This is a genomic window from Achromobacter sp. GQ309 (genome assembly GCF_059759315.1).
Genome location: NZ_JCAXDP010000003.1, coordinates 36,592 through 54,167, shown reverse-complemented (window position 1 = coordinate 54,167; position 17,576 = coordinate 36,592). Strand labels below are relative to the sequence as shown.

Below are 17,576 nucleotides of genomic sequence, written 5' to 3'. Positions count from 1 at the left end.
CTTTCAAGAATGACCACCGCCCCGACGCCGACCCCCGCCGCATCAAACTTCCTGCTCAACATCGTCCAAGACGACCTCGAAGCCAACCGCTTCCAGGGCAAGCGCTGGGCGGGCAAGCCTGGCCCGGCGGCCATGCAGCAGCAGGGGGACGCGGACCCGGCGCGCATCCGCACGCGTTTTCCGCCGGAGCCCAACGGCTACCTGCACATCGGCCACGCCAAGAGCATCTGCGTGAACTTCGGGCTGGCGCGCGACTTCGGCGGCGTCTGTCACCTGCGCTTTGACGACACCAACCCCGAGAAAGAAGACCAGGAATACGTCGACGCCATCATCGAGGCCGTCCACTGGCTGGGCTTTGACTGGAAGGCCGACGGCCGCGAGAACCTGTACTTCGCCAGCGACTACTTCGGTTATATGTATGAGTTTGCCGAAGCCCTGGTCGAAGCCGGCCACGCCTACGTCGACGAACAGAGCGCGGAAGAAATCCGCGCCAACCGCGGCACGCTGACCGAACCCGGCACGGATTCGCCCTGGCGCAACCGCCCGGCCGCCGAGTCCATCGCGCTGCTGCGCGAAATGCGCGACGGCAAGCATCCGGATGGCAGTCTGGTGCTGCGCGCCAAGATCAACATGGCGTCGCCCAACATCAACCTGCGCGACCCGGTCATGTATCGCGTCCGCCACGCCACGCACCATCGCACCGGCGACCAATGGTGCATCTACCCGATGTACAGCTGGGCGCACCCGGTGGAAGACGCGCTGGAAGGCATCACGCACAGCGTCTGCACGCTGGAATTCGAAGATCAGCGCCCGTTCTACGACTGGATCCTGAGGCGCCTGGCCGAACTGGGCAAGCTGGCCCAGCCGCTGCCGCACCAGTACGAATTTGCCCGCCTGAACCTGAGCTACGTCGTCACCAGCAAGCGCAAGCTGCTGCAACTGGTGAAGGAAGGCCATGTGGACGGCTGGGACGACCCGCGCATGCCCACCATTTTCGGCCTGCGCCGCCGCGGCTACACGCCCGCGTCGATCCGCCTGTTCTGCGACCGCACCGCCGTCTCCAAGTCCGATTCGCGCATCGACTACAGCCTGCTCGAACAGGCCGTGCGCGACGACCTGGACCCCATCGCCGCCCGTTCGGTGGCCGTGCTGGACCCGATCAAGCTGGTCGTCACCAACTACCCGGAAGGCCAGACCGAGACCTGCACCGCGCCGCGCAATCCGCACGACCCCGAAGCCGGCGTGCGCGAGTTCCCGCTGTCGCGCGAGCTGTGGATCGAACGCGACGACTTCCGCGAGGAAGCGCCCAAGAAGTATTTCCGCCTGTTCCCGGGCAACACGGTGCGTCTGAAGTACGGCTATGTCGTGCGCTGCACCGGCTTCACCAAGAACGAGGCCGGCGAGGTCGTCGAAGTGCAGGCCGAATACCTGCCCGACACCAAGAGCGGCACCCCGGGCGCGGACAGCGTCAAGGTCAAGGGCAACATCACCTGGGTCAGCGCGGCGCACGCGGTGCCCGCGCAGATCCACCTGTACGACCGCCTGTTCGCGGATCCGCGTCCGGACGGCGGCGACAAGGACTTCCTGGCCTGCCTGAACCCCAACTCCAAACAGACCGTCACGGCCTGGCTGGAACCGGGCACGGTGGCCACGCCGGGCGCGACCTGGCAGTTCGAGCGCCTGGGCTACTTCACGGCGGACCTGAAGGACTCGACGCCCGACGCGCCGGTGCTGAACCGCATCGTGACCCTGCGCGATTCGTGGGTGCAAGGCTGACGCGCCCGCGTGCGCAATACCGGGAAAAGGCGCCTTGTGGCGCCTTTTTCTTTCGCCCTGCGCCCGGCGCAGGCCGCCCCTGGCGGGTTATCATCCCCGACATCCCGCAGCCGGTTGCGCGCGCCGTTTTCCGCCGCCCGGACCGCCAGCCACAATCAAGATGAACACTGAATCCCTAGCCCTGGACTTCAAGAGCGCCACCCTGTATGCCATCCGGGTGGTTTTGCATAGCGCCGATCCCGAACGCCTGAACGCAGCGCTGGCCAAGCGTATGGCGGATGCCGGCAGCTTCTTTGAAAACGAGCCCGTCGTCATCGACGCCAGCCGGGTCGAGGAAACGATCGACTGGCCGGCGCTGGTCGCGTCGCTGCGCGGCCACAACCTGCCTCCGATCGGCGTGGTGGCCGAAGGCGCCAATCTGCAAGCCGCGCGCGATGCCGGCCTGACCCCGGTCGAACTGTCCACGCCTGCCGCGCGACCCGCCCCCGTGGTGGACACCGCGCCGCCGAATGACGTCGCGACGCCCGTGCCGTCCGTGCCGGCCGCCGCCGTCGAGATCGCGCCCGCACCCACCGACACGTCGGCGCTTGCCGCGCAGACGTCTGCCGCCGACACCCCGGCGCAGGACAAGACGGCGGCCGCTGACGTTGCCGATGCAAAGGCCGAAGCGCAGGCCGAAAAGCCCGCAGCCGACGCCGGTCCCCTGCCCGCCCGCGCGGCCAGCAGCACCACGTCCGCGCCCAGCCCGACGGCCGCCGCCCCGCACTCGTCGTCGGCGCTGGTGGTCACGCGGCCGCTGCGCTCGGGCCAGCGCGTTTACGCACGGCATACGGATCTGGTGGTGATCGGCATGGTCAGCCAGGGCGCCGAAGTCATCGCCGACGGCAACGTGCACGTTTACGGTCCGTTGCGCGGCAAGGCCATGGCCGGCGCGCGCGGCGACACGTCGGCACGCATCTTCACGACGCATCTGGATGCGGAATTGCTGGCCGTCGCGGGCGTCTACCGCGTGGTCGAAGACAAGCTTGATGGCACGCTGCAGAACCAGCCTGCGCTGGTCCGCCTGGATGGCGACACGCTGCGCATCGAAGCGCTGAAGGCCTGATGCCGCGCTCCGGGCGCGGCATCCTGCGAGACGGCGGCGCGGCCGCGGCCCGCTCAAATCTCAACACATCCTGTAAGAAGCCTTACACGGGCTTTTTGCTTTACGATAACGCGATTTATTCGAACATAAGGGTTTGATCGTCATGACACGCATTGTTGTGGTGACTTCCGGCAAAGGCGGCGTGGGCAAAACCACGACGAGCGCCAGTTTTTCCGCGGGCCTCGCGATGCGGGGCCACAAGACCGCTGTCATCGACTTCGACGTCGGCCTGCGCAACCTCGACCTCATCATGGGTTGCGAGCGTCGCGTGGTGTATGACTTCGTCAATGTGATCCAGGGCGAAGCGACCCTCAAGCAAGCGCTCATCAAGGACAAGCAGCTTGAAAACCTTTTCATCCTGCCCGCCTCGCAAACGCGCGACAAGGATGCGCTGACGCAGGAAGGCGTGGAAAAGGTCATCAATGACCTGAAGGAAATGGGTTTCGACTACATCGTCTGCGATTCGCCCGCCGGCATCGAAACCGGCGCGCTGATGGCCGCGTATTTTGCGGATGACGCGCTGGTGGTGACCAACCCGGAAGTCTCGTCCGTGCGTGACTCGGACCGCATCCTGGGCATCCTGGCCGCCAAGTCCAAGCGCGCGGTCGAGGGCGACGAGCCGGTCAAGGAATACCTGCTGCTGACCCGCTACAACCCCAAGCGCGTGTCCGACGGCGAGATGCTGTCGCTGACCGACATCGAAGACATCCTGCGCATCAAGCTCATCGGCGTGATTCCCGAATCGGAAGCCGTGCTGCAGGCGTCGAACCAGGGCCTGCCGGCCATCCACCTGAAAGACACCGACGTCTCGGAAGCCTACAAGGACGTCGTCAGCCGTTACCTTGGCGAAGACAAGGCCCTGCGCTTTACCGACTACGAAAAGCCGGGTTTCCTGAAACGCCTGTTCGGAGGCAAGTAAGCGATGTCCTTCCTGTCGTTTCTGCTCGGTCAAAAGAAGACCTCCGCGTCCGTCGCCAAAGAACGGTTGCAGATCATCCTTGCCCACGAGCGTGGCCGCGGGGATTCGCCCGATTACCTGCCGCAGCTTCAGCAGGAACTGATCGCGGTCATCTCCAAGTACGTGAAGATCAATCCTGAAGACATCAAGGTGCACCTGGAACGCCAGGACACATTGGAAGTGTTGGAAGTGAAGATCGAAATGCCGCAGAACGAGACGTGACGTCTCTGCTGTGCGCCGGCCTTGCCGGCGCGCGTTGCGCATAAAAAACGCCCGGCATTGCCGGGCGTTGCTTTTTGGGACAAGGAAGGCTTAACGCTTGCCTACCTGGTCGCCGATCACACCGCCGATCGCCGCGCCGCCGACCGTGCCGAGCACGCCGCCGTTAGTGATCACCGCACCCGCGACGCCGCCGAGTGCGGCGCCCCCCACGGTGCTCTTCTGGCGATGGCTCATGCCATCCCACGATGAACAACCCGCCATGGTGGCAGCCAGCGCCACAGCGGCACAGATCTTGGAAAGCGATGCGATTTTCATGATGTAGCTCCTATTCTTTTACCCGGGGCCGCACCGGAGAATCAAAATGCGAGCGAGCGGACCTTTAGGGGTTTAGAGCTTTCAGGATCGCAAATTATCCGGGGACACGGTGTTAGGTTTACCCAGGAATTGTGTCAAAGGGAGAGCGAACTTTTGCACTCCCCTGGGAACGATGTTGCAAGGGCCGGCGGCTATTTGACCAGACGTAACACGTCGCGGAAGCGCGGGTGCTCGCACGTCTCCATCCACTCGAAAATCGCCATCTCTGTCGTGACGATCTCCGCGCCGTGAGCGCGCGCGCGGCGCAGCGCGGCATGGTGGTCCGACGGCTTGCGCGATCCGGCCGCATCCGCGACAAGCACCGTCTTGTAGCCAAGGTCCACCAGACCGATCACGGTTTGCAGCACGCAGATATGCGCCTCGCAGCCGGCCACCAGCACCGTCTTGCGCGAGGCGGGCAGCCAGCCGTCGAAACCCGGTTCACGCGCTGACGAAAAGTGCATCTTCTGGAACGTGGCCTGCACCAGCTCGCGCACCGGGTCCACGGTGACGCCCAGCATCTTGCTGTGGTGCTCGGTGGCGACGACCGGCACATCGAGCAACCGCGCCGCCTGCGCCAGCTTGTGCGCGGCGTTCAGCACGGCGTCGCCTTCGTGGATGACAGGCATCAGGCGGCCCTGCATGTCGACAATCAACACGGTGGAATCGGAGGCGGACAGCAGCATGGTGAGGACTCCTGGGGGCAAGGGGTCAGCATAACGCTGTGGGGCGGTGATGTCTCCCTGGGCCTGTGTCTGACACCAGAAAAAAAATCCCGGCGCGTGGCCGGGATTCTTGGCGGTGGAGCCTGTCGTTTTTACTTCAATGCCTTGTACCGCAGGCGCTTGGGCTTGGCGCCCTCTTCGCCCAGGCGGCGCTTCTTGTCGGCTTCGTATTCCTGATAGTTGCCGTCGAAGAACACGACCTGCGAATCGCCTTCGAAGGCCATGATGTGCGTGGCGATACGGTCCAGGAACCAGCGATCGTGGCTGATGACCATGACGCTGCCGGGGAACTCGAGCAGCGCATCTTCAAGCGCACGGAGCGTTTCGACGTCGAGGTCGTTGGACGGTTCGTCAAGCAGCAGGACGTTGCCGCCGGCGATCAGCGTCTTGGCCATGTGCAGGCGGCCGCGTTCGCCGCCCGAGAGCTGGCCCACGACCTTGTTCTGGTCGCCGCCCTTGAAGTTGAAGCGGCCCAGGTAGGCGCGCGACGACATCTCGAACTTGCCGACGGTCAGGATGTCGGCGCCATCGGACACGGCGTCGAACACCGTCTTCTTGTCTTCCAGCGCGTCGCGCGACTGGTCGACGAAGGCGAGCTTCACGGTCTGGCCGATCTTGACTTCGCCCGAATCCGGCTGCTCGCGGCCGGCGATCATGCGGAACAACGTGGACTTACCGGCGCCGTTCGCGCCGATGATGCCGACGATGGCGCCCGGCGGCACCTTGAAGCTGAGGTTGTCGATCAGCAGACGGTCGCCGTAGGCTTTGCTGACGTTGTTGAATTCGATGACCTCGTTGCCCAGGCGCTCGCCCACCGGAATGAAGATTTCCTGGGTTTCGTTGCGCTTCTGGTATTCGTACGAGGACAGTTCCTCGAAACGGGCAAGACGCGCCTTGGCCTTGGCTTGGCGGCCCTTCGGATTCTGGCGCACCCACTCCAGTTCTTTCTTGATGGTCTTCTGGCGCGCCGATTCGGAGGACTCTTCCTGCTTGAGGCGGTCTTCCTTCTGTTCCAGCCACGAGCTGTAGTTGCCCTTCCAGGGAATGCCGTAGCCGCGGTCCAGTTCCAGGATCCATTCGGCCGCGTTGTCCAGGAAGTAGCGATCGTGGGTCACGCCAACGACGGTGCCGGGGAACTTGTGCAGGAACTGCTCCAGCCACTCCACGCTTTCGGCGTCCAGGTGGTTGGTGGGTTCGTCCAGCAGCAGCATGTCGGGCTTGGACAGCAGCAGGCGGCACAGGGCCACGCGGCGCTTTTCACCACCGGACAGGTTGCCGACGGTGGCATCCCAGGGCGGCAGGCGCAGCGCGTCGGCGGCGATTTCCATCTGGTGTTCGATGTCGTCCGCGCCGCTGGAGGCGGCGGCGGCGATGATGGCTTCGAGTTCGGCCTGTTCAGCGGCCAGCGCGTCGAAGTCGGCGTCGGGTTCGGCGTACGCGGCGTAGACCTCGTCCAGGCGCTTCTTGGCGGTGACGACGGCGCCCAGGCCTTCTTCAACCGCCTGGCGGACCGTGTGCTCGGGGTTGAGCTGCGGTTCCTGCGGCAGGTAGCCGATGTTCAGGCCCGGCATGGGCACGGCTTCGCCTTCGATCTCGCGGTCGACGCCCGCCATGATCTTCAGCAGCGTCGACTTGCCCGAGCCGTTCAGGCCCAGCACGCCGATCTTGGCGCCAGGAAAAAACGAAAGGGAGATATCGCGCAGGATCTGCCGCTTGGGCGGCACGATCTTGCCGACGCGGTTCATGGTGTAGACGTATTGGGCCATGGGCTCGTAGGTGAGATATAGCTGAGAAACCGTTGATTGTAGGCCGGATCCCTGACCGGCGTGCGGCAGCGGTGATCCGGCCCCATCTCGCGTTGATCCGGGCCTTTGCCCGCCTTCAGTTGGCCTTCTCGGCCCGGCCCGGCAGACCCGGCGTACGCATTTGCGCCAGCATCACGCCGGCCAGCGCCAGCGCACCGCCCGCGATATGAAACAGATGCGGCTTTTCATCGAGGAACAGCGCCGCGATGGCCACGGTGAAGACCGGCATGACGTTCAGGAAGATGCTGGCGCGATTGGGGCCCAGGTGGCGCACGCCCTGCATCCACAGATACGGCGCAAACAGCGACGGAAACACCGCCGCATACAGCACCAGCGGCACGTTGGCGGCATTGAGCGGCGACGGCGCCGCCATCAGAAAGGCGGGAAGCTGGAACAGAATGCCGAACGCGACCTGCACGTACAGCGACTGCCACGGCCCCACGGGCAGCGCCCACCGGCGCAGCAGCACGCCATAGAGCGCATAGGCCAGCGCGCCCAGCCCCATCAGCACGTCGCCGTGGTTGGCGCCCACGGACAGCAGCCGGGCCGGGTCGCCCTCGCCGATCAGCAGCGCCAGCCCGGCCAGCGACACCAGGCTGCCCAGCACCGCCATGGCCGTGGGGCGCTCGCGCATGATGACCGCCATGACGGCGATGGTCATGAGCGGGATCATCGCGGTGATGAAGCCCATGTTGGTGGCGGTGGTGGACGCGGCCGCCACGTACGCCAGGCCTTGGTACAGCGCCATGCCCAGTCCGCCCAGCACGGCGAATTTCGGCAGGTGCGCCAGCACCTGGCGGCGTTGCGCCCAGACGCCGGGCAGCGCAAACGGGGTCAGGACGATGCCCGCCAGCGCCCAGCGATAAAAGCCGATGGCCGCCGGCGCGATAACGCCCGCGGCCATCTTGGTGACGATCATGTTGACCGACCAGATCAGGGCGGCCAGAAGCGGAAACAGGAAAAATCGGAGGGGGAGCTGCGGGGCGTCGGAGCGCATGGATGAAACGGGAAGGCAGAAAGACGAAAAGCAGGCCAGTGTAGGCTCCGTCCGACCCGCTGTATACGTCACTGATATGTTGGCGCCCCGGCACGCCATCCGAAGACCGCCCGCGTTTCTTCGTAATCCAAGCGCCCGATGCACCGCAGCGCGGTTCGCGCGACAATAGCGCCTGACGTATCTGCCGTGCCGTCGCGGCTTCATCGCGCCCAGGAACCTTCATGTCCGCCTCTGCCACTCCTCCCGCTTCCTTGACCCATTTCAGCGCACCCGAACTGGACATGCTGGCCAAGACCGCGGATGCACTCAGCGCCTATCTGGGCAAACCCGTGCTGGCGGAAGTGGTGCTGGGCGATGAAGGCACCGAATGGGTGACCTACGGCGTCCCAATGGACGAGAAGGCCGAGACGGACGAGGAACAGACCCACGTGCAGATGGGCGGGCCGGGCGCGCGCCTGCTCGGCAACCGAGGCGGCTTGCCGCAGTCCGATGACGACACCTACGACTGTCTGTACCTGTGGGCGATCCAGATCTCGCTGAACGACGGCGAGCGCTTCATCAAGCTGGACCACGACGGTGAAGAATCCGCCTGGTCCGACAACCTGGAAGACGTGCTGCCCTTTGCCCTGACCGAGGAACCGCAGCCCGATCCCGACGAGGAAGACGAAGAAGACGACGGCGCGGACGACGAAGACGACGACACGCCGTACGACGACGTCCACAACCACAACCACCGCCATTGAGCGGCGCGCCGCGGCCCGGGCAGGCGCCCGGTCCACGGCGTTTACAGAATCACACGGTGATCCGGCCTTCCTCGACCGCGTGGCAGGCCACGATCGACACCCCCGCCAGCTTCGCGACCGGCGCTTCGGCCTTGCAACGGTCGTTGGCGTGCGGGCAGCGCGGATGGAAGGTGCAGCCGGACGGGGGATTCAGGGGATTGGGCACCTCGCCCGCCACCGCCGTGCGCGGCTTGCCCGCGCCGTTGATGTCCGGAATCGCCTCGAGCAGCATCCGCGTGTAAGGATGCCGCGGCCGCGCGAAGAGTTCGTCGCGCGGCGCCACTTCCACCATGCGGCCCAGATACATCACGCCCACGCGATCCGCCACATGGTGCACGACGGCCAGGTTGTGCGAGATGAACAGGTACGTCAGCCCCAGCTTGCGCTGCAGGTCCTTCATCAGGTTCAGCACCTGCGCCTGCACGGACACATCCAGCGCCGAGGTGGGCTCGTCGCACACCAGGAATTCCGGATTGACCGCCAGCGCGCGCGCAATCGAGATGCGCTGACGCTGCCCGCCCGAGAACTGGTGCGGATAGCGGCTCTGGTCCGCGGGATCCAGGCCCACTTGCCGCAGGAGTTCGCCCACGCGCGCCACGCGGTCCGCGGGCGACATCTGCGTGTGCGTCAGCATCGGCTCGGCGATGATGCGGCCCACGCGCCAGCGCGGATTCAGGCTGGCATAGGGATCCTGGAAGATCATCTGCAGGCGTTTGCGCAAGGCGCGCCCGCCGGGCTCGGACATGCGCGACAGCGGCTGGCCGTCGAAGTGGATGTCGCCGCGCGTCAGGCCATACAGCCCGACCAGCATGCGCGCGACCGTGGATTTTCCACAGCCGGATTCACCCACCAGCGCCAGCGTTTCGCCGCGGGCGATGTCGAACGACACGCCGTCCACCGCACGCAGCATCACTTTGGGCTTGCGCGCCAGCGTGCGCTCCAGCCAGGGCGGCGATACGTCAAACCAGCGCGCCGCGTCCTTTACTTGAACCAAGGGCGTGCTCATGCGGCCACCTCCAACGTATTGCCTTTGTCATGCAGCCAACAGGCCGCGCGCGACGTGCCCGCGGGCATCAGCTCCGGGCGGTCGTGCGCGCAGCGCGGCAGGCGCTGGCCGCAGCGGGGATTGAACGCACAGCCCGGCGGGATGGCGTTCAGGCGCGGCATGCTGCCGTCGATCTGCACCAGCCGCTCGATGTGGCCTTCCAGCGTGGGAATGGACCCCATCAGTCCTGACGTATAGGGATGGCGCGGTTTGTGGATCACGTCGGCCACCGGCCCGATCTCGGCCACGCGGCCGGCGTACATCACCGCCACGCGGTCGGCGGTCTCGGCGATGACGCCCATGTCGTGCGTGATCAACATAACCGCCGTGCCGTTTTCGCGGCACAGACGTTTGAGCAGTTCGATGATCTGCGCCTGGATCGACACGTCCAACGCGGTAGTGGGTTCGTCGGCCACCACCAGTTTCGGCTCGGCGGCCAGGGCCAGCGCAATCACGACGCGCTGGCGCATGCCGCCGGAGAACTGGTGCGGGTAGTGGTCGATGCGCTCGCGCGCGGCGGGAATGCCGGTGGACGCCAGCAGCTCGACCGCACGGTTGCGCGCCTGCGACCAGGTCATGTCCAGGTGGGTGACGATGGTTTCAGCCAGTTGCCGGCCCACCGTGTACAGCGGGTTCAGCGACGTCAGCGGGTCCTGGAACACCGCGCCGATCTCGCGGCCGCGCACGCGGCGCATCTGTTCGTCGGGCAGGTTGTCGATGCGACGGCCGGCCAGCAGGATCTCGCCGGCCGCGATGCGGCCCGGGGGCTCGAGCAGGCCGATGATGGAGGCGCCGGTCAGCGACTTGCCAGCGCCGGATTCGCCCACCACGCCCAGGACTTCGCCAGCCTGGATGGAAAAGGACACGTCGTCCAGGGCGCGTAGCGTGCCGCGGCGCGTGGGAAATTCCACGCGCAGGTTGCGGACTTCGAGTAATGCGCTCATGGTTACCTCAGTTCAGTCGCGGATTGAGCGCATCGCGCAGCCAGTCACCCAGCAGGTTGACCGACAGCACCAGCAGCACCAGCGCCGCGCCCGGGAAAATGGTGATCCACCACTCTCCGGAAAACAGGAAATCGTTGCCGATCCGGATCAGCGTGCCCAGCGACGGCGCGGTCGGCGGCACCCCCACCCCCAGGAACGACAGCGTCGCCTCGGTGATGATGGCGGTGGCCAGATGAACCGTGGCCAGCACCAGCACCGGACCCAGCACGTTGGGCAATACGTGGCGGAACATGATGACGGGCGAGGCCACGCCGATCACGCGGGCGGCCTGCACGTATTCACGGTTCTTTTCCACCAGCGTCGAGCCGCGCACCGTGCGCGCGTACTGCGGCCAGCCGGCAAGCGCGATAGCGCCGATCAGCACCGGAAAGGCGATGATCTCGTGCAGCTCGCGCGGCACTGCCGCCCGCGCCACGCCGTCGATCAGGAGCGCGATCAGGATGGCGGGGAACGAGAGCTGCACGTCGGCGACGCGCATGATGAACGCGTCGATGCGGCCGCCGGCATAACCGGAGATCAAGCCCAGCACGATGCCGATCACCATCGACAGCAGCACCGAGGCCAGGCCGATCAGCAGCGACACGCGCGTGCCGTACAGGATGGCCGAATACAGATCGCGGCCCTGACTGTCCGTGCCCAGCAGGTACGTGGCCTGCCCGTTGGGTTCCCAGGCCGGCGGCAGCAGCGCGTCCAGCAGTTCGACCTTGGTCAGGTCGAACGGGTTGTGCGGCGCGACCCAGCCGGCTCCGAAGGAACCGATCAACAGGGCCGCAAGCAGCAGCGTGGCGACGATGGCCACGGGCGCCCGGCGCCAGGCCCAGGCAATGTCGCTGTCCCACCAGCGTTTGAGTACGGCGCGCATCAGTGAGCCCCCCCGCGAGTCAGCCCGGAACGCAGCCGCGGGTCCACGACGAAATACAGAAGATCGACGATCAGGTTGATAACCACGAACACCAGCGCGATCAGGCACAGGTACGCGGCCATCACCGGCACGTCGGCGAATTGGACCGCCTGGATGAAGAGCAGGCCCATGCCCGGCCACTGGAACACGGTCTCGGTCACGATGGCAAAGGCGATGATGCCGCCCAGCTGCAGGCCGGTGATGGTGATGACGGGCACCATCGTGTTCTTGAGCGCGTGGCCAAAATGGATGGCGCGGCGCTTCAGACCCCGGGCGCGCGCGAACTTGATGTAGTCCGAGCGCAGGACCTCCAGCATTTCGGAGCGCACCAGCCGCAGCACCAGCGTCATCTGGAAGAGCGACAGCGTGATGGACGGCAGGATGAGGTGCTTCCAGCCCGTGGCGGTGAACAGGCCCGACGTCCACCAGCCCAGGCTGACGGTATCGCCGCGCCCGTAGCTGGGCAGCCAGCCCAGTTGCACCGAGAACACCAGGATCAGCAGGATGCCGATCAGGAAGGTTGGCAGGGACACGCCCAGCAGCGAGCCGGCCAGCAGCATCTGGGAAACCAGGCTGTTGCGCTTGAGCGCCGTGTACACGCCCAGCGGCACGCCCACGACGAGCGCCAGCAACGCGGCCACCATGGACAGCTCGAGGGTGGCGGGCAAACGGGACTTCAGCAGGGTGGAAACGGGTTCGCTCTGGCGCAGGGAGATGCCGAAATTGCCCTGCACGGCGTTGGCCACAAAATGGCCGAATTGAACGATGGCGGGCTCGTTCAGGCCCAGGCGTTCACGCAGTTCGATGCGCTCGGCATCGGTGGCGTCCTGCCCCAGCATGATGGTGACGGGGTCGCCGACGTATTGGAAAAGCACAAAGGCCAGTAGCGCGACGGTGAGCATCACCGCTACGGCCTGCAACAGGCGACGCAGTATGAAAGCGAACATAGGCGGAAAAAAGCAAGACGGCGGAACCGGGTAGGTCCCGCCGTCTGGTTAGCCTGGATCAGTCAACCTTGACCCAATCGGCAACGAGGCGGTTGTCGGCACGGTGGATGACCGTGACGTTCTTGCGCATGGCCCAGGGGATGACCTGGTCGTGCAGCGGGATATGCCCGAAGTCCTTGGCGTGCCCTTCCAGCACGGTGATGATGTCGGCGTCGCGCTTCTTCTCATCGGTCTCGGTCTTGATCCGATCGATGATGACGTCGAGTTCCTTGTTGCTGTAGTTGCCCAGGTTGTACATGCCGTCGGCGCCCTCACCCTTGGTGCGGATCAGGTTCTGCAGCGTGTACATGGCGTCGAACGTGGGCACGCCCCAGCCGAACAGATAGGCGCTGGTGTCGAACGACTGCACCTTCGGGAAGTACGTGGAGCGCGGCATGGCGTTCATGGTGGCCTTGACGCCGACCTTGGCCCACATGCCCACGACGGCCTGACAGATGGCTTCGTCGTTGATGTAGCGGTTGTTCGGGCAGTCCAGCGTGAAGTTCAGCGTGCCGTCGTAGCCGGCTTCCTTGAGCAGGGCGCGGGCTTTTTCGGGGTCGTAGGGCACGCGCTTGTGCACGGACTCGGCCCAGCCATGCACCTGCGGCGCGATCATCGTGCCGGTGGGCGCCGACAGGCCGCGCATCACGGCGCGCTTGATGGCGTCCACGTCGATGGCGCGGTACAGCGCTTCGCGCACGCGCACGTCCTGGAACGGGTTCTTGCCCTTGATGTTGGAGTACTGCAGCTCCGGACGCTTCTGGTCCAGGCCCAGGTAGATGGTGCGGTATTCGTTGCCCTCGACGACCTTCTGCGACTGGCGCAGGCGGTCCAGGTCTTGCGCGGCCGGATCCAGCACGAAGTCGATCTCGCCGGACAACAGCGCGGCGGTGCGCGTGGCGTTCTGCTTGATCGGCGTGAAGACGACTTCGGTCACGTTGCCGACCTTGCCGGCCTTGTTCCACCAGTCCTTGTTTTCCTCGAAGACCGTGCGCACGTCGACTTCGCGGCTCTTGAGTTTGTAGGGACCGGTGCCGTTAGTGTTGCGCGCGCCGTAGGTTTCTTCCTTGTTGACGAAGTCCTGCGGCTTGGCGATGTTGTTCTTTTCGGACCAGGCCTTGTTCATGATGAACACGTTGGTCAGCTGGCGCAGCAGCACGGGGTTGGGCGCCGAGGTTTCGATCTCGACGGTCAGGTCGTCGATCTTGCGCGCTTCCTTGATGCCGGTGGTGTAGGCCTTGTAGTTCGACGTGGGCGCCATGGCGCGGTGGATCGAGAACACCACGTCGTCCGCCGTGAACGCGGCGCCGTCATGGAACTTGACGTTGGGGCGCAGCTTGAAGCGGTACAGCGTGGGCGACACCTGCTCCCATTCGGTGGCCAGGCGCGGCGATACCTTGAAGGACTTGTCGTAGTCGACCAGCGGCTCGTAGATGTAGCTGTTGGCGGCGATCGTCATGCCTTCGTTCTGCGAGTGCGGATCGAACGTGAGGATGTCGCCCTGGGCGGCCCAGCGGAAGGTCTTGGCTTGCCCGATCGAGGGCACTGCCACGGCGGCGGCGATCGCGATAGCAATCAAAGTGCGGCGCATAAGTGTCAACTCCTGACAGTAGTCTGAATACCGGCGCGAGTGTGCCTACCCACGAGACCCGCGTCAATTCAGGGTTTGCGCGTACCGGCGGTCGTTTTCTCTGGGGAACGACAACCGGGGACGCATAAGCATGTAACAAAAAAATCGGACCAAACGACGTTCGAGTGCGCGCTTGCAACGGACGGACCTATTCGTCCGGGTCGATGGGCAGTTCCAGGGGCACGTGTTCGGTCATCAGCACGTCCAGCATGTCGATCAGCAACGCGGCCTTTTCTTCGCCGAAGGGCGCCAGCACCGCCTTCTGGTGCTGCAAAGCCTGATCGCACAGGCCGCCGATGAGGTTGGAGCCCTTGGCCGTGATGCAAACCCGCGTCTGGCGGCGGTCGGCACGGACGCCGGTGCGGGCCACCAGACCGTCGGCCTCCATGCGCTGCACGACCTTGCTGAGCGTGGGCTGCTTGGTGATGGCCAGCACGGCCAGGCTGCCGATGGTTTCGCCGGCGCTGCCTTGCAAGCTGGCGAGCACGCGCCATTCGGTCACGGACAGGCCGGCGGCTTTGACCTGTTGATGGAATTCCGCCGAGATGCGCTGACTGGCCTGCGCAAGCAGATAGGCCAGGTAGCCGTCGACGAACCGTGGGCCCGTTGCGGCGGCGCGCGTGCCGCGTGGCTTATCTGCCTGCATGTTGGTTTGCTCCCACGCACCCATTTCGAAGGCCTGCCCCGTTGCCGAAAGGCGCATTGCACCACGACGGCGCAGCCGTGCGCCATGATGTACCGCAATGCTGTTGCGCAGCACAGGGTATACCCCAAATCGCAACCCGTTTTTGCACCATTGCAGCGCCCTCAATCCGTCAAAAACCTAGAGAACAACCAGTATATACACCCTTGTTTTTGCGTGATATTTTTTAATTTCCATGAAATTTCATCTTTTTTATTGACAGCTAAAACGTTGACTCCTAAAGTATTTTTCAGGCGATGTTTTCGTAGCAAGATGATGCTGCACGGCAGCACGGATTAAGGATCCCGATGGGGTCCGCGAAAGGGATCCAAGATGGCGGAAAGGTCTTTCAAGAAAGAAGTCCAGCAACTGCGCATCGGCGCGGGCGAGGAATTTCGCGGCGAAGGGATTCTTGCCGTCACGAAGGCACTGCTGCAATCCGGCGTGGGTTACGTGGCCGGCTATCAGGGCTCGCCGATCTCGCATCTGATGGACGTGCTGGCCGACGCCAACGACATCCTGCAGGAACTGGGCGTGCACTTCGAGGCAAGCGCCTCGGAAGCCACCGCCGCAGCCACGCTGGCCGCCTCCGTCATGTACCCGATCCGTGGCGCCGTGACGTGGAAATCCACGGTGGGCACCAACGTCGCCTCCGACGCGCTGGCCAACCTGGCCTCGGGTGGCGTGACCGGCGGCGCGCTCGTCATCGTGGGCGAAGACTACGGCGAAGGCTCGTCGATCATGCAGGAACGCTCGCACGCGTTCGCCATGAAGTCGCAGATCTGGCTGCTGGACCCGCGCCCTAACCTGGAAAGCATGGTCAAGGCGGTGGAAGACGGCTTTGCGCTGTCGGAAGCCAGCAAGACGCCCGTGATGCTGCAATTGCGCATCCGCGGCTGTCATGTGCATGGCCGCTTCATCGCCAAGGAAAACAAGCGTCCGGCGTTCAGCCTGGCCGAGGCGCTGGAAAGCCCCGCGCGCGACACCAGCCGCATCGTGCTGCCGCCGGCCTCGTTCCTGCACGAGCAGGAAAAGATCAAGGAGCGCTGGCCGGCCGCCATCCGCTACATCAAGGAAAACCAGCTCAACGAGCACTTTGACGGCGACCAGGACGACATCGGCCTGATCCTGCAGGGCGGCCTGTACAACGGCGTGATCCGCGCGCTGCAGTTGCTGGGCCTGGCCGACAACTTCGGCAACAGCCGCATCCCGCTGTACGTGATGAACGTGACCTACCCCGTCATCGAGGACGAGGTCATCGACTTCTGCCGCGGCAAGCGCGCCGTGCTGCTGCTGGAAGAAGGCCAGCCGGACTACATCGAGCAGAACCTGCACGCGGTGCTGCGCCGGGCCGGTGTGAGCACGCAGTTGTCCGGCAAGGACGTGCTGCCGATGGCGGGCGAATACACGACCCAGGTCATGCGTGATGGCCTGCGCGAATTCCTCAGGCGCAACCGGCCGGAATCGCTGCAGACGCATCCGGCGGTAGCGGTGGATGCGCAGGCAGAAGTGCAGCCCGAGCCCCAGCTCACCATCACCGAGGTCTCGCGGCCCAAGCCGCCACGCCCCGCCGAGCAGCCCATCACCTTCCACAAGCACGTCGAAGGCCTGGCGGCCGTTGTGCCGCCGCGGCCCGCGGGCTTCTGTACGGGCTGTCCGGAGCGGCCCATCTTTTCCGCGCTGACGCTGGCGCAGGAAACGCTGGGCCAGCACCACATTTCGTGCGACATCGGCTGCCATCTCTTTTCCATCCTGCCGCCCTTCAACCTGGGCGCCACGACGATGGGCTACGGCCTGGGCGCTTCCAGCGCGGCCGCCTTCAACGTGCCGGCCGCCAAGCGGCCCATCTCGATCATGGGCGACGGCGGCTTCTGGCATAACGGGCTGGCGTCGGGCATCGGCAACGCGGTGTTCAACAAGTACGACGGCGTCATCGTCATCGTGGACAACTTCTACGCGTCGGCCACCGGCGGACAGGACATCCTGTCCTCGCGCGCCGACAACCCCGATCGCTCGACCAACAACCCGATCGACCAGGCCGTGCGCGGCGTGGGCGTGAAGTGGGTCCGCACGCTGGACCGCACCTACGACGTGGCCAAGGTGCGCGCCACCATCGAAGAGGCGCTGACCACCGACATCAAGGGTCCGAAGGTCATCATCGCGCAGTCCGAATGCATGCTGAACAAGCAGCGGCGCGTCAAACCCCTGTTCAACAAGGCGGTCAAGGAAGGCAAGCGGGTCGTGAAGGAACGCTTTGGCGTGGATCCGGATGTCTGTACTGGCGATCACGCCTGTATCCGGCTGTCCGGGTGTCCGTCGCTGACGGTCAAGGACAGCGGCGATCCGCTCAAGGAAGACCCGGTTGCGCACGTGGAAAGCAGCTGCGTGGGCTGCGGCAACTGCGGCGAGGTCGCGCACGCGGCCGTGCTGTGTCCGTCGTTCTACCGTGCCGACATCATCCACAACCCGACCGGCGCCGACCGCTTCCTGGCGCGCATGCGCGGCGCGGTGATCGGCTTCCTGCAACGGCGCCGCGCGGCGCGTCTGGCGCAAAGCGCGCTTTGA

The 17,576-nt window shown here is 65.1% G+C and carries 16 protein-coding genes; 6 read left to right on the top strand and 10 right to left on the bottom strand.

Annotated features, from left to right (window positions below; genetic code table 11):
* The first annotated feature begins 9 nt into the window (after positions 1-9).
* The 4 genes from AC6CIE_RS09630 (at position 10) to minE (ending at position 4,100) form a co-directional block, all read left to right on the top strand.
* Positions 10-1,776 (top strand): glutamine--tRNA ligase/YqeY domain fusion protein, encoded by a 1,767-nt coding sequence (locus AC6CIE_RS09630; protein ID WP_498092156.1) that lies wholly within the window; start codon positions 10-12, stop codon positions 1,774-1,776.
* Between the two features lie 160 nt (positions 1,777-1,936).
* Complete coding sequence (minC, locus tag AC6CIE_RS09625) at positions 1,937-2,881, top strand: septum site-determining protein MinC (RefSeq protein ID WP_343738724.1); 945 nt, start codon at positions 1,937-1,939, stop codon at positions 2,879-2,881.
* 142 nt (positions 2,882-3,023) lie between these two features.
* On the top strand, positions 3,024-3,839 hold the full coding sequence (gene minD, locus AC6CIE_RS09620) for a septum site-determining protein MinD (protein WP_008158705.1): 816 nt from the start codon (positions 3,024-3,026) through the stop codon (positions 3,837-3,839).
* Positions 3,840-3,842: 3 nt separating this feature from the next.
* Positions 3,843-4,100, top strand: a complete 258-nt coding sequence (minE, locus tag AC6CIE_RS09615) for a cell division topological specificity factor MinE (protein ID WP_006217654.1) — start codon at positions 3,843-3,845, stop codon at positions 4,098-4,100.
* A gap of 90 nt (positions 4,101-4,190) precedes the next feature.
* On the opposite strand, the gene AC6CIE_RS09610 is transcribed toward minE, so the two are convergent.
* The 4 genes from AC6CIE_RS09610 to AC6CIE_RS09595 all read right to left on the bottom strand — a co-directional run bounded on the left by AC6CIE_RS09610 (position 4,191) and on the right by AC6CIE_RS09595 (position 7,981).
* Positions 4,191-4,415 carry a YMGG-like glycine zipper-containing protein gene (locus tag AC6CIE_RS09610; protein ID WP_056321146.1) on the bottom strand — a complete coding sequence of 75 codons (225 nt, stop codon included), beginning with the start codon at positions 4,413-4,415 and terminating at the stop codon, positions 4,191-4,193.
* Positions 4,416-4,606: 191 nt separating this feature from the next.
* A complete protein-coding gene (locus tag AC6CIE_RS09605) occupies positions 4,607-5,140 on the bottom strand; it encodes an isochorismatase family protein (protein WP_498092155.1) in 534 nt (177 codons plus the stop codon).
* Positions 5,141-5,271: 131 nt separating this feature from the next.
* Entirely contained in the window at positions 5,272-6,945 is a 1,674-nt protein-coding gene (gene ettA, locus AC6CIE_RS09600) for an energy-dependent translational throttle protein EttA (RefSeq protein WP_175123208.1), read from the bottom strand.
* Positions 6,946-7,060: 115 nt separating this feature from the next.
* Positions 7,061-7,981 carry a DMT family transporter gene (locus AC6CIE_RS09595; RefSeq protein ID WP_175138813.1) on the bottom strand — a complete coding sequence of 307 codons (921 nt, stop codon included), beginning with the start codon at positions 7,979-7,981 and terminating at the stop codon, positions 7,061-7,063.
* Between the two features lie 221 nt (positions 7,982-8,202).
* On the opposite strand from AC6CIE_RS09595, the gene AC6CIE_RS09590 reads away from it, so the two are divergent.
* A complete protein-coding gene (locus tag AC6CIE_RS09590) occupies positions 8,203-8,724 on the top strand; it encodes a hypothetical protein (protein ID WP_175138814.1) in 522 nt (173 codons plus the stop codon).
* A gap of 49 nt (positions 8,725-8,773) precedes the next feature.
* Here AC6CIE_RS09590 and AC6CIE_RS09585 read toward each other — a convergent pair whose 3' ends face one another.
* The 6 genes from AC6CIE_RS09585 to AC6CIE_RS09560 form a co-directional block, all read right to left on the bottom strand.
* Positions 8,774-9,769: an ABC transporter ATP-binding protein gene (locus AC6CIE_RS09585; protein ID WP_175138815.1), complete on the bottom strand. Its 996-nt coding sequence runs from the start codon at positions 9,767-9,769 to the stop codon at positions 8,774-8,776.
* On the bottom strand, positions 9,766-10,752 hold the full coding sequence (locus AC6CIE_RS09580; RefSeq protein ID WP_105237528.1) for an ABC transporter ATP-binding protein: 987 nt from the start codon (positions 10,750-10,752) through the stop codon (positions 9,766-9,768). Before AC6CIE_RS09580 ends, AC6CIE_RS09585 begins: the two co-directional genes overlap by 4 nt.
* Before the next feature lie 7 nt (positions 10,753-10,759).
* Positions 10,760-11,674, bottom strand: coding sequence for an ABC transporter permease (locus AC6CIE_RS09575; RefSeq protein WP_175123213.1), 915 nt, complete (start codon positions 11,672-11,674; stop codon positions 10,760-10,762).
* Entirely contained in the window at positions 11,674-12,660 is a 987-nt protein-coding gene (locus AC6CIE_RS09570) for an ABC transporter permease (RefSeq protein ID WP_105237526.1), read from the bottom strand. The genes AC6CIE_RS09575 and AC6CIE_RS09570 overlap by 1 nt, the downstream gene beginning before the upstream one ends.
* A gap of 58 nt (positions 12,661-12,718) precedes the next feature.
* Entirely contained in the window at positions 12,719-14,290 is a 1,572-nt protein-coding gene (locus AC6CIE_RS09565; RefSeq protein ID WP_175138817.1) for an ABC transporter substrate-binding protein, read from the bottom strand.
* A gap of 187 nt (positions 14,291-14,477) precedes the next feature.
* Positions 14,478-14,975, bottom strand: coding sequence for a MarR family winged helix-turn-helix transcriptional regulator (locus AC6CIE_RS09560; protein WP_056569521.1), 498 nt, complete (start codon positions 14,973-14,975; stop codon positions 14,478-14,480).
* Between the two features lie 369 nt (positions 14,976-15,344).
* On the opposite strand from AC6CIE_RS09560, the gene AC6CIE_RS09555 reads away from it, so the two are divergent.
* Positions 15,345-17,576, top strand: coding sequence for a thiamine pyrophosphate-dependent enzyme (locus AC6CIE_RS09555; protein ID WP_498092154.1), 2,232 nt, complete (start codon positions 15,345-15,347; stop codon positions 17,574-17,576).